The sequence below is a fragment of the Glutamicibacter sp. AOP12-B1-11 genome, assembly GCF_052379245.1.
Lineage (GTDB): Bacteria > Actinomycetota > Actinomycetes > Actinomycetales > Micrococcaceae > Glutamicibacter.
Map to the genome: position 1 here is coordinate 89,508 of NZ_JBQSYL010000007.1, position 12,747 is coordinate 102,254.

Consider the following 12,747-nt stretch of genomic DNA (forward strand, 5'->3'; position numbering starts at 1 on the left):
ATGACCGAAGCATTGCCATTCGATACCGACGCAGCAGCAACAGCAACCGCGGCCGCTCTGCCCACCGATTCGCTCTCCCTGGTGGTCACTCATCTGCTTAAAGGCGTGATCTACCGCGAGTCAGATGAAAAGTTGTGGCAAGAGCTAGGGGAGAACATCAGCTCGGCGCGGGATTACGTGGCGGTGCTTGGCCTAGAGCTATTCCATGATGATATCGAAGGCTACGCATTCTTGCGTTCGAAAGCCGCAGAAGACTCCAAGCTGCCACGATTGGTAGCTCGCAGGCAATTGACCTTTCACGTCTCCTTGCTGCTCGCGCTGCTGCGGGTGAGGCTGGCCGAATTCGACCAGCAGACCGCCGAAACGCGTCTGGTTATGACGCGCGAACAGATCGCTGAGCTGGTCTCGGTATTCATGCCCGAAACCAGCAATGAGGTCAGGATGTTCGATCAACTGAACGCCAGCATCAAGAAGGTGGCCGAGATGGGCTTCCTGCGTAAGCTTCGCGGCAGCGATGACAGCTTTGAGGTTGCGCGGATCATAAAGGCATTCGTCGATGCTCAATGGCTCGGGGAACTCGATGCACGCCTAGCTGATTACCGCACCGCCTTGGAGGAGAAATAATGGCATCGAAAAACACCTCGGATTTGCAAGACTCGCTCTTCAACTCCACACCCGATGTTGCCGCGGCGAAACCAGAGCCAACCAAGTCGAGCGAGCCCTTGCCCAAGGCGAACGGCCCACGCGTTGAACAGACCGAGACCTTGGAATTCGAAGGACATGACCCCGGTTTTCGATTGCGCCGGCTGGAGATCCTGAATTGGGGAACCTTCGATGGGGCGGTGCGTCGCTTTATTCTGGACGGTGAAAACAGTTTGCTGACCGGAGACATCGGCTCGGGCAAATCAACCGTCGTAGACGCGATCACGACTCTGCTGTTACCGGCCCATCGGATTGATTTTAATAAGGCCGCCGGGGCCCAGAAAAAAGAACGCAGTCTCATGTCCTACGTGCGTGGCTTCCATAAGTCAGAACGCGGTGGAGGAGACGCTTCAAAACCTGTAGCTTTGCGTAAACCTGGCAGCTACACCGTGGTACTGGGCATTTTCGGCAACGCCGAGATGGACAAGACCGTTAGCCTGGCGCTCACCTTATGGGCCACGCAAGAAGCCGGGCAACCTAACCGTTTCTATTCCCTTTCCGAGTCGGAGCAGTCAATCACCGGGAACTTCGCCGATTTCGGTGGTGACCCGCTGAAACTCAAACGACGGTTGCGCGGCGACGGCGTGACCGTCTTTGACACCTTCGACAGTTATGAATCGGCGTTTAAGCGACAGTTCGGCATTTCTGGTTCCCAAGCCATGGAACTGTTCCACCGCACGGTGTCAATGAAGCAGGTTGAGAACATCACCAGCTTCGTGCGCACAAATATGCTAGACGACGATGACGTGGCTGGTCGGTTGAAGAACCTGATCCTGCATTTTGATGATCTGAAGAAGGCCCACGATGCGGTGCGCCGGGCCAAAGACCAGATCGACATGCTTGTTCCGATTCGGGAACATGCTCAACGGCACCGGCAATTATCCGCAAAAGAATCCACGTACCGCTCGGTGCGCGAGGAACTGACCCCGTGGTTCATGTCCAGACAGCTGGAATTAAGCCTGGAACACCAAGCGGAGCTGGAACGTGCCGCGACCAGGCTTCGTCGGGATTCTGCTGCCAAGAAAGCCGGGGTTTTCAAAGCGCAGGAACAACTAGCTGTGATTCGCGAGGACATCAGAGTCCACGGCGGTGGCCGGCTGGCAACCATCGACAGCGAAATCCACGCGGCTACCGGTCGTCAAGAGTCCCAAAAGGCCAAAGCCGAATCCTATGCAAGCTCGGCTGCCCTGCTGGTGCTGCAGCCCGTCCGAGACCAAGTGGATTTCGATGCGAACGTGGCCGACTTACCTGAAGTTACCGTGCGATTGGAGCGGGAGGCTGCGGTACTCAATGACGGCCACGGAACGTTGCTGGCGTTAGTTGCGGAAGCCAAAGCCGAAGAACAGTCGCTGCACGAGGAACTCGCGTCCCTGCAGGCGCGAACGAACCTGCTTCCGCGCGAACAGCTTGAAATCCGCCGGCGACTTTGTGAGGCGACTGGGCTGGAGGAGACGAATCTGCCGTATATCGGTGAACTCTTGCGTGTGCGTCCCGGCGAACAGCTCTGGGAAGGCGCCGCCGAGTTGGCGCTGCGCGGGTTTGCACTGTCATTGCTGGTGCCCCAGCAGCATTATGCTGCGGTATCCGTTTGGGTAGACCGCAACAACCTTCGCGGGCGATTGGTCTACCGCAAGGTCGATTCGCAACCAATGCAAGCTGTGGAGCAACGTGCCGGAACGTTGGCGTCCAAGATTGAAATCAAGGTAGGGACGCAGTTCCGCCCATATCTGGCTGCACAGCTGAACACACGTTTCGACCACCACTGCTGTGAATCCCTGGATGAATTTCGTCGCCATGCCAAAGCCGTCACACCCAACGGCCAGTTAAAAACCGGTGGAGGGAGACACGAAAAAGATGACCGCCCTGCGCGCCGGGATCGGCGGAACTTCGTGCTCGGCTGGGATAACCACGAGAAAACCACCACGATCCGGCGGCTCGTGGATGAGGCGGTAGCCAAACGGCAGGGAATCGAACAGCGAATTGCTGTGGTGTTGCGGGAGCTTGGAAAACTTGGAGCGGCGCAGCGCGCGGTTGGCACGGTGGAGGCGGTTAAAACTTTCGCCGAAATCGGCTGGCAGCTCACCACCAGGGAAATCGACAGATTGGTGGCGGAGCACAGGCAGCTGTCTTCGGCCAATGACCAACTCGCATTGCTGGCCGAGAAAGAGTCCGAACTGGTGCTTGAGCTGAAAAAGCTGCAGGATCAGGCCGAACAGTTTGGCATTCGAATTGGTAAGAACGAGCAAGGGCTCGAGGATATCGCTGGGACCATCAGCTCATGCGCGAAATCCTTGGAGCTGCGTCCGGTAACCACCGATGAACAGGTACTGGCCGAGCTCGGGCGGCTTACGGGTGAGGCGTTGGGCGAGGCGGAACTGAGCTACAAGAACGTCCCGGGAATAGAAAGCTCGGTGAATAAACAGCTCACCGGACACATCGACAACCTGAACAAGCAGGTCATCAGGGCCGGTGAAAGAACCCTGAACTTGATGGGTGCTTTTCGGGCCAAGTACAAGGAAGAGTGCACCGAATTCGACGAGGCGCTGGAGGCTGCGGACGAGTTCATCGCGCTGCTCGAACGACTGCAGAAAGATGACTTGCCACGTTTCGCGAGCAAGTTCAAGGAAGCGTTGAACCAGAATACGATCAACGAGATTGTCGCGTTCAACGCCTTCCTCGATGCTCGGAAGACAGACATTACCGGCCGTATCGATCAGATTAATGAATCGTTGGCGCAGATCGAGTACGACCCGGCCCGGCACATTCAGCTCGAGCATCACCAGAGTTCGGACCAGGAGATTCGCGAATTCGTTGTCGACTTGCGGGCTTGCTCCGAAGGAGCATTGGGGGAAAGCGAGCAATACTCTGAGCTGAAATTCGCCCAGGTGTCCAAGCTGGTGGAGCGTTTCCGTGGACGTGACGGGCTTACCAGCCTGGATCAGCGCTGGACCGCGAAGGTCACCGATGTTCGCAACTGGTTTACCTTCAGTGCCTCCGAAAGGTGGAGCGAGACCAACGAAGAATTTGAGCATTTCACTGATTCGGGTGGAAAGTCAGGAGGTCAGAAAGAGAAACTGGCCTACACCATCCTTGCAGCGGCGCTGGCTTTCCAATTCGGGCTGGGCGGACGAAAGAGCGGGGGAACCGAAACCAAACGGAACTTCCGATTTGTCGTGATAGACGAGGCCTTCGGCCGAGGTTCGGACGCTTCGGCGCACTATGGCCTTCAGCTGTTCAAACGGCTGAAGTTGCAGTTGCTGATCGTCACCCCGTTGCAGAAGATTCACGTGATCGAGCCCTTCGTGGCGCATGTCGGATTCGTGGACAATCCTTCGGGACAGGCTTCGCAGCTGCGGAACATGACTATCGCAGAGTACCGGGCCGAGAAGGAACGCCGTGGCAACTAAGGAATCCGGGTGGACCACAGTTTCTGGCTTGCGGGCGGCGTCACTGAAAACCTGGGAGCGCGGACAGCTGCTGTGCGAGCTGCTGGAGCCAACGGGAGTTTATCCGCGCCGCAGGCCTTTGAAATCGCCAAATGCCGGGGAGTTGAGGCAGCGATTTGGCGAGGCGAAGAATTGGGTGAGCGAACTTCACCGGGCAGCTTCCCACTACCGCATTGAGTCCAAGAGCATCGGACACCAAAGCATTGGTGCCAACGATGTACCACAGGCGGCTTGGTTCGATACCGTGCACCAGGAGATCGCATTCCTGGGCAAGGGGCGGGAAGCTGCGGCATTCACGCATTTAGCCTCGGCACTATTGGGGAATGAACCGCAACTACGGCCCTGGGTGCTTGCTCGTCCCTTCCGGCTCGCGGCGTTGGGCTCCGAGTCGCTAGCCGCGGCAAAGGTGGCCCGATGGCTGGTGGAGAACCGCGAACCGGGAATTTACCTGCGACAACTTGCACTTTCCGGAGTGCACACAAAGTTTATAGAAAAGCATCTGCGCGAGATCGACGAGATGGCGGCGGTGCTCAGCGGCACGGTAACTCCCCGCAGTTCCACAATAAAGTCCTTCAAATTGCGTCACGGGTTCAAGCTGGAACCGGACACCGTGCGTGTTCGGGGGTTGGCCGAAACACTGGGCGCACCGGGTGGCGCCGAAGACCTTGAAATGACGGTCCAAGCCTTTGCCTCGATGTCACTTGCGGTGCGTACGGTTCTCGTGACCGAAAACCGGACCAATTTCCTGGCCATGCCGCTGATGCCGGAGAGCTTGGTCGTTTTCGGCGCAGGCTACGGGCTGGATGGACTGGCCGCAGCCGAATGGGTGAATGCCTGTGAGCTTGTGTATTGGGGAGACCTGGACACCCACGGTTTCGCAATTCTGAATCAATTGCGCTCGCACCACGGCCACGTTCGCAGTGTGATGATGGACCGGGAAACACTGGAAGCGCACCGCGAATTCTGGGGCACCGAAGGCAAACCGTCCAAGGCGCGGCTGGATCATCTCACTGCGGCAGAGGCTTCGCTCCTGGCAAGCCTCCGCTCGGATGCCGACAGCCCGCAGCTGAGGTTGGAGCAGGAACAGATTAATTGGAGCTATGCGGCGGAGGAGATTGCCAGGGCCTGCGGCTGGGATCTTTCCACCGTGGTCGAATAGCCGCCGCGGCTACCGCACCCTTGCGGGAACTTCGCAAATGAGGCTTGGCTACTCGTTCGCGTACTCATCCAAGACCTTCTTGCCGATCTTGAACGCGACATTCGCTGCCGGGACCGAACAGTAGATGGCGCACTGCAGGAAGACTTCCTTGATTTCCTCGGAAGTCATTCCGTTGCGCAGGGCGGCATGCACATGCATTTCAAGCTCTTCCCAGTAACCGCCGGCAATCATGGCGGTCAGCGTGATGGCGCTGCGCGTGGTGCGCGGCAAGCCGTCACGCGTCCAGATGGTGCCCCATGCGTAGCGGGTGATCATTTCCTGGAATTCGTCGGTGAACTCGTTTGAATTCTGGGTGGAGCGGTCCACGTGCTCGTTGCCGAGTACTTCGCGGCGAACCTCCATTCCCGCGTCGTAGGCATCGCCGGGCAGTCGTTGTGAATCAGGCATATCAGCGGCTCTCTTAATTAATTGGCCAGGAAGAACTCAGCCAGCAAGGCTGCGGTCTCTTCGGGTGCTTCGGCCGGGGCCATGTGGCCTGCGGAATCGATGACCGCCATAGATCCCTTTGGAGCAGTTTCAGCGATGAACTGAGCGTCCGCTGGAGGGCAGACCTGGTCCTGTGCGCCGTTGACGGCGATGATCGGATCGGTGGTTGCAATCAGCTGTTCGCGCACGTCGAAACCGGCCAGCGCGCCGCAGGCGTGTGCGTAGGCAAAGCGGTCCGCGTCCTGCAGGCTGTGCAGCAGGTCGGTGGAGATCACCGGCTCCTTCTCGATGAATCCGGGTGCGAACCAGCGTTCGGCGGACCCGGCGACCATGGTCGGGGTTCCGGCTTTGGCCACCAGTTCGGCACGTTCGGTCCAGCCCTCGGGGGTGCCGATCTTCGCTGCGGAGCAGATGGAAGACAGCGCGTTGAAGTAGCCCGGGTAGTCCACGGCCAGTTGCAGCGCGGTGGCGCCGCCGAGTGACACACCGGCGTAGTACAGCTTGCTGCCTTCGGCGATAATGCCATCGGCACGCAGTGCTTCGACTACCTTGGTGACACCGGTGGCCAGCTCAGACAGGGAGAATGCTTCGGTGGATGGCTTGCTTTCGCCATGCCCCGGAAGATCCCAGGCGATGACCTGGAACTTTTCCTTGAGGTAAGGCAATGCCGGGGCCCACAGCGGCAGGACGGCGGTGCCCAGCGACGGGCCAACGATGAGGGTGGGAAGTTCTTTGTTGGTGTGCAACAGGGAGGGGGTTAATTGTGGGACTGCCATAGTTCCTTCCGTGCCGAGTATTCGGCGAGTACGGTTTCGGTGAAACGATCCGCGGCACCGAGGTAGCCGGCGGGATCTAGTAATTCGAAGAGGTCTTGGTCGCTCAGATCATGCATTGGTATTTCCAAGCGCAATAGCTCGCGCAGGGAAATATCATCCTCCAGGCTGCGGCGCACCAGCGCCTGGATGGCGGGCTTGCCGCCGGAGACCAACGGTGCCAGAACGGTAGCGAGGCGTTCGGAGAGCACCGCATCCCCGCCCAGGGCGAGGTTCCGCTCGATGGCTGGAAGATTTACGATGAGCCCGTTGGCGAGGGAAGACCCATGGAACGCTGCGCCCGAAGCCAACCGGGCCAGTTCGCGCAGTGCGTTCCATTCGGAGTGCCAGCCGCCATCCGGACGTTCATCTACGGCGGTGCCGGCAGCGGTGAACAGCGTGGAGAGCAAACCGGGGGAGCTGAACGCAGCATTGCGCAGCAGTATCGAACGTACCGGATTCTGCTTTTGCGGCATGGCCGAGGACCCGCCCTTGCCGGCTTCGCGTGGTTCGGACAGCTCGCCGATTTCCGGCCGGGAGGCGGTAAGCACATCTGCGCCGAAGGTCCCCAGCGCGGCAATGGTTGCGGCCAGTGCTGAACCGATCTGCACAATGGGCATCCGGTTGGTGTGCCACGGGGTGCCCGGATCAGACAAGCCCATCAAGCGCGCCAAATCCGTGCCCAGTTGCTGGCTGGTCGCTGGTGCCCCGGTTCGGCTCGACAGGAACTGCTCGAGGGAAGCGAGGGTTCCCACTGCGCCGCCCCACTGCAGGGACAGCTGCTTCGATGCGGATTCCAGCTGCTGCTCGGCGCTGAGCACTGCCGACAACCAGCTGGCCGCCTTCCAGCCGAAGGTGGTTGGCAGCGCGTGCTGGGTCAGCGAGCGGGCAATGCAGATAGTCCCGCGATTGGCCTGCGCCAGGTGAGCCAGTCCCTGCGCGGCACGGCGCAAATCTGCCAACGTCTGGCCGGCAGTCTTGGACAGAACCAGCATCAAGGCGGTGTCGATGATGTCTTGGCTGGTGGCCCCGCGGTGCAATGAGGCACTTGCAGATTTTGGCGCACCATCGGCGTGGAGCAACTCGCGCATAGTGCCCAAGAGCGGGATCAAGGCATTGGCTCCATCAGGAGTTTTGGAAGCCAGCAAGGCCAGATCGTAGCGCTCTACCTTGGACACTGCCCGAACGGCCTGCGCGTCTTGGCCGGTGCACAGGCCTGCTTCAGCCTGGACTTGCACCCAACCGGCCTCAACATCCAGCATGGCCTGGACGAAAGCGGCATCGCTGGCCAGTGCCGCCACTGCGGTCCCGGCCCATGCGGGGGAGAGCACGCCGTAATCTGCGCCGTCCATTCGTTTCCTCGCTTCTTCTCTGCAAGGGCGCCTGCCCCTGCTCTAGAACTCTAGTGCCCTGCAACGGGCAAAACCCCGCGGGGTGCCCCGGCGCCCGTAACACTTCGGGCGTCGGGGCGAACCAGCGGGGTGTCGGCTAAGCCTTAGTTTTCGCGTGGGTAGGAGAGGAACACCGTTTCCAGATCTCCTTGCAGGCGAATATCAAAACGTAACGAACCATCTTCTTCGCGGGTTGCGATCAGCGTCTGGCGTTGTTCGTCATCCAGCGAGGCCAGCAGCGGATCGCTGGCCAGCGCCGCGGTGTCCTCGGGCAGGTAGATGCGGGTGAACAACCGGTTCAGCAGGCCGCGGGCGAAAACCGTGAGCATGATGAACGGCGCCTTGCCGGCCTCGGTGGCGCCCGGGTTCAGCGTGGTGAAGGTGTAGTGTCCGACGTTGTCCACCGCGGTGCGGCCCCAGCCGGTGAAGGTGTAGCCGTCGCGAACCAGCGAGCCGTCCTTGGAGACCACGTTTCCGTGCTCATCGGCCTGCCAGATTTCCAGCAGTGCGTCCGGGATGACCTCGCCCTTGCCGTCGGTGATGACCCCGTGCAAGCGGACGGAATTCGGGTTGGCCTGGTTGACCAGCTCGTTGTCGTTTTCGTATGGAAGCGCGTAGCCGTAGAACGGGCCGATGGTCTGTCCCGGGGTGGGGGCTAGCTTGAGTTCTGGTGCTTGAGACATTTAGTGATCTCCCTCTTCGTCTTCCATCCAGGTCCGGTTGGACCCGGTGAGCACGATGTCCCAGTTGTATCCGGTGGCCCATTCGTGGCTGGTGATCGAGTGGTCGTAGCTGGCGACCAGGCGGTCGCGGGCGTCCTTGTCCGTGATGGCCTGGTAGATCGGGTCCAGGCTGAAGAGCGGATCGCCCGGGAAGTACATCTGCGTGATCATGCGCTGGGTGAAGTCGGTGCCGAAGAGCGAGAAGTGGATGTGCGCCGGGCGCCAGGCATTGTGGTGGTTCTTCCACGGGTACGGTGCCGGCTTGATGGTGGTGAAGGAGTATTCGCCATTGGGTCCGGTGATGGCGCGGCCCACGCCGGTGAAGTTCGGGTCGATCGGGGCGGGGTGCTGGTCGCGCTTGTGGATGTAGCGTCCGGCGGCGTTGGCTTGCCAGATTTCCACGAGCTGCCCGGCGACCGGGCGGCCGTCGCCGTCGAGCACACGCCCGGCGACCACGATGCGCTCGCCGATCGGCTCGCCGTTGTGCTGGATGGTCAGATCCGATTCCAGGGCGTGCACGTCGCGCTCGCCGAAGGCCGGGGAGTGCAGCTCGATGGTTTCGGGATCCACGTGGTGCAGGTTCTTCGTGGGGTGGCGCAGCAGCGAGGAGCGGTAGGGCGCGAAGTCGATGCGCGGCTGCGTCTCGGCCTTCTTGCCCTCGACCACCGACTGGCGGTAGGCGGCGTGGATGTCGGTGATTTCCTGGCTGATGGATTCTTGCGAGAGCGTCGTGGCTGCGGGGTCCAGCACGTGCGAATCGTTGAACGTCTCGTTAGCTGTGGTTTCGGTGCTCACTGCGTGCTCCTTTCGAAGGGGGCGTACGGGTGTGGTGGAGAAAAGGCTGGGGTGAAGGCTAGGCGTGCGGCCAGCCGGTATAGGACTCGGCCAGGTACTGCATGCCATAGCGCGAGGAGGTCACGGTATCCAGCTCGCCGAGGGCGCGCCGGGCCATGAACGGATCGGCACCAACGGGGGTGTGCAGCATCGAGGTCATCCAGTAGGAGAAATTCTGTGCCTTCCAGACCCGCTTGAGGGCCAGCTCCGAATAGCCGCCCAGCAGCTTGTCGCTGCCGCTGGAGAAGTAGGAATCCAGCGCTTCGAAGAGCACCTTCACATCGGCAAAGGCGAGGTTCAGGCCCTTGGCCCCGGTGGGCGGAACGGTGTGCCCGGCATCGCCGATCAGGAACATCCGGCCGTGGGAGAGCGGCTCGCGCACAAAGGAGCGGAAGCCGAGCACGGTCTTATCGAAGATTTCCCCGGTCTGCAGCTGGAAGTTGTCCGGGCCAGCAACGCGGCGCTGCAGTTCGGACCAGATCCGGTCATCGCTCCAGGCGTTCACGTCTTCATTCGGGTCGCACTGGAAATACATGCGCTGCACGGTGTCGCTGCGCTGGGAGATCAGCGCGAAGCCGTGCGGGGAGTTCGCGTAGATCAATTCCGGTGAGGACTTTGGCGCCTTGGCGAGGATGCCGAACCAGGCGAAGGGGTAGGTGACCTTAAAATCCTTGCGCAGAGTTTCCGGCATCTGGCGGCGTGCGAAGGACCGTGACCCGTCGGCCCCGACGATCACCTCGGCGTGCACCTCGAAGAGGTTGCCTTCCGCGTCGGTGAAGCGGAACTTCGGGGTGGAGGCCTCCATCTCCAGGATCTCGGTGACCTCGCAGGAATAGCGCACATCCCCGGCATCGCGCTGGCGGGCCGCGGCGAGATCCACGAAGACCTCGTTCTGCGCGTAGAGGGTGACCGTCGCGTCGACCAGATCGCGGAAGTCCAGCGGGTGCGATGCGCCGTTGAAACGCAGGTCGATGCCGGCGTGTTCATCGCCTTCGGTGAGCACGCGGCCCTCAACACCGGAGTCGGTGAGCATCTTGACCGCCTGGGCTTCGAGGATGCCGGCGCGGTGGGTGTTGCGGATCGTCTCGTGGTCGCGCATTTCCACGACGAGGTTGTCGATGCCCGACTTCGAAAGCAGGTGCGAGAGCATCAGGCCTGCGGGGCCGCCGCCGATAATGCCGACCTTGGTCTTGATGATCCGTGGACTCTGAACCATGGGAACCTGCCTATCTGTGCGGGACCATCCGCATCGAATTTCGGCGGCGTTGCCGGAATTCCTGCGCGCGGTCGAGGAGGTGGAACTTCCTCAAGGATGCGGTGGAGTCCGTCGGGCCGGCACTCGATGTCTCATTGAACGAGAAAACTTGGTCTTTGGTTACGTCTGCTCATTTCGAGATTGCCACGAGCGGCTTTGCGCCTCGGTCGGACTGTCGGGCCGCCAATAGCGCGCAACGCCGAGCTGGCTTAGGGTGGGGTCGTAGAAACCCGGGTTGGCGGTGCGTGTATTCGCCAACTTCGGTCCGCGAATTATTCTGTCCCCGGCCCCAAGGCGCGGGAAATGCCACGGGCCGCGGTCCGCAGCGCCATGACGGCCGAAGGCAGCAGATCGGAACCCCGCGGAACCACCACGGACAGCACGGCCAGCGCGTGGCCATGGCTATCGAGGATCGGTGCGGCGGCGCCGGTGGACTCCGGGTCGATGAACCCGTCGAAGGTCGCGAACCCATTGCGCCGGATCTCCGCCAGCTCGTGGCGCAGCTTCGGGTGCCGGGAGAGCATGGCCTCTGCATGGCGTTCGAGATAGCCCTCCAGTACGCTCGCGGGGGAGTAGGCCAGCAATGCCATGCCCATGGAGGTCAGATGCACCGGCATCCGCCCGGCCACATTGGCCTGGTTGACCACGGAGCCGGGTCGGGAGAGCCGCTCGATAACCAATACGTCATCCTCGTGCAGCACCGCCAATTGAGTATTCTGGCCCACCAGCTGGTTGATGTCCTCCATGAAGGGCAGGGCCGCTTGGCGCAGGGTCAGCGTGGAAGCGCTGCGGTTGGCCAGCTCCCAGAGCCGCAGTCCCAGGCGCACCTGGCCATCAGGCTCGCGGGCCAGCAGGCCGTGGGCGATCATGCTTTCCAGCAACCGGTAGGTGGTTGCCCTGGGCACGTCCGCCCGGCGGGCCAGCGCATTGACCGTCAGCGTTGGATTTTGCGTGTCAAAGGAATCCAGGATCCGCACCAAGCGGTCCAACATTGAATCCCCGCTGGGCGAATTGGCCATGGCTCTACTCTATTCCAGCAGAATCGCTGAACCCGATTGCTTGGTGTTCCAGCTCGTTGATCAAGCATTCTCCCTGAATTTCCGGTGAACTAACTGTTCACTATTCATTCATCGATTTTAATCATTTAGGGGGATAGATTCTTTTCATTGAGAGAATCGACAGCGATAGCAGGGGAATGATGGGTCAGAAAAATGCACAGACCGTAGTGGCGCTCGCGATGGTCGGGGCACTAGCTCTGAGTGGTTGCGATAGTGCATCAAGCGATACCGAAGCCCAATCCTCGGCTGAATTGTCGAAGCAGCCAACTTCTGAGTCATCGACTATCCCAGCTGATCACCTGGAATCGCCCCCTGCGCAGCCGGCGAAGCCAGTAAAGCCTGCTGCGCTTGCTGAGAATACCGACAAGGGGTTGGGGGCGGCAGCCAACTACTGGGTTGAGTTGCGGAACTACGCTGTTGCAACTGGAGACACCGAGCCCTTCAGGGAATTCTCTGCTCAGGATTGCATTCTTTGCGAGAAGCTAGCTGTCCAGATCGATGATGCCTATGCTTCGGGTGGTCGCATCGAAGGCGGTGAATTCTCTGTTGTAGAAGTTTCAGGTGTTACGGACCAATTCGGCGAAGAAGACGGGGCCGAGCAAGTCTCCATGGCGATTCTCAAATTGGAGCGAGCCGCCGGCGAAGTGATTGACTCTGATGGCAAAACAACAAAAAGGATTGAACCAGTCTCATGCGATGAAGTCGATTCGAACTGGGACGAGGTTGCCTACGATCAAGACGGAGAATTCATCGGATCCATCTGCAGTTTGGTTGCTTCGAATCCGGAATTCGTCGATTCAACTGGCTGGCAGCCGTTGGATGTGATGGTCAACGCGCAGTGAAAGTCTTGGATCCCACGGAGCCCTAATCGCCTCGCTCGAT

At 60.4% G+C, this 12,747-nt stretch carries 11 protein-coding genes; 4 read left to right on the plus strand and 7 right to left on the minus strand.

What is annotated here, in order from left to right:
* Genes ACT3UQ_RS05775 through ACT3UQ_RS05785 form a run of 3 tightly spaced genes read left to right on the plus strand, consistent with a single transcriptional unit; the run spans position 1 to position 5,307 of the window.
* Positions 1–624, plus strand: a complete 624-nt coding sequence (locus ACT3UQ_RS05775; protein ID WP_105553449.1) for a DUF4194 domain-containing protein — start codon at positions 1–3, stop codon at positions 622–624.
* The gene (locus tag ACT3UQ_RS05780; RefSeq protein WP_105553448.1) at positions 624–4,109 is read left to right on the plus strand and encodes an ATP-binding protein; all 3,486 of its coding nucleotides are present in this window, start codon (positions 624–626) and stop codon (positions 4,107–4,109) included. Before ACT3UQ_RS05775 ends, ACT3UQ_RS05780 begins: the two co-directional genes overlap by 1 nt.
* Positions 4,099–5,307 carry a Wadjet anti-phage system protein JetD domain-containing protein gene (locus ACT3UQ_RS05785; RefSeq protein ID WP_444636660.1) on the plus strand — a complete coding sequence of 403 codons (1,209 nt, stop codon included), beginning with the start codon at positions 4,099–4,101 and terminating at the stop codon, positions 5,305–5,307. Before ACT3UQ_RS05780 ends, ACT3UQ_RS05785 begins: the two co-directional genes overlap by 11 nt.
* A 48-nt stretch (positions 5,308–5,355) precedes the next feature.
* On the opposite strand, the gene pcaC is transcribed toward ACT3UQ_RS05785, so the two are convergent.
* The 7 genes from pcaC to ACT3UQ_RS05820 form a co-directional block, all read right to left on the minus strand.
* Complete coding sequence (gene pcaC / locus ACT3UQ_RS05790) at positions 5,356–5,754, minus strand: 4-carboxymuconolactone decarboxylase (protein WP_105553446.1); 399 nt, start codon at positions 5,752–5,754, stop codon at positions 5,356–5,358.
* A gap of 17 nt (positions 5,755–5,771) precedes the next feature.
* On the minus strand, positions 5,772–6,569 hold the full coding sequence (locus ACT3UQ_RS05795; protein WP_181150523.1) for an alpha/beta fold hydrolase: 798 nt from the start codon (positions 6,567–6,569) through the stop codon (positions 5,772–5,774).
* On the minus strand, positions 6,551–7,957 hold the full coding sequence (locus tag ACT3UQ_RS05800; RefSeq protein ID WP_105553445.1) for a lyase family protein: 1,407 nt from the start codon (positions 7,955–7,957) through the stop codon (positions 6,551–6,553). The genes ACT3UQ_RS05795 and ACT3UQ_RS05800 overlap by 19 nt, the downstream gene beginning before the upstream one ends.
* 143 nt (positions 7,958–8,100) lie before the next feature.
* Positions 8,101–8,679 carry a protocatechuate 3,4-dioxygenase subunit alpha gene (gene pcaG, locus ACT3UQ_RS05805; protein ID WP_105553444.1) on the minus strand — a complete coding sequence of 193 codons (579 nt, stop codon included), beginning with the start codon at positions 8,677–8,679 and terminating at the stop codon, positions 8,101–8,103.
* Positions 8,680–9,513 (minus strand): protocatechuate 3,4-dioxygenase subunit beta, encoded by an 834-nt coding sequence (pcaH, locus tag ACT3UQ_RS05810; RefSeq protein ID WP_105553443.1) that lies wholly within the window; start codon positions 9,511–9,513, stop codon positions 8,680–8,682.
* Between the two features lie 58 nt (positions 9,514–9,571).
* A complete protein-coding gene (locus ACT3UQ_RS05815) occupies positions 9,572–10,768 on the minus strand; it encodes a 4-hydroxybenzoate 3-monooxygenase (protein ID WP_105553442.1) in 1,197 nt (398 codons plus the stop codon).
* A gap of 311 nt (positions 10,769–11,079) precedes the next feature.
* Positions 11,080–11,826 (minus strand): IclR family transcriptional regulator, encoded by a 747-nt coding sequence (locus ACT3UQ_RS05820; RefSeq protein ID WP_105553441.1) that lies wholly within the window; start codon positions 11,824–11,826, stop codon positions 11,080–11,082.
* Positions 11,827–12,002: 176 nt separating this feature from the next.
* Between ACT3UQ_RS05820 and ACT3UQ_RS05825 the strand changes: the two genes are divergently transcribed.
* Positions 12,003–12,707 carry a DUF6318 family protein gene (locus ACT3UQ_RS05825; protein WP_105553440.1) on the plus strand — a complete coding sequence of 235 codons (705 nt, stop codon included), beginning with the start codon at positions 12,003–12,005 and terminating at the stop codon, positions 12,705–12,707.
* The last annotated feature ends 40 nt before the right edge of the window (positions 12,708–12,747 follow it).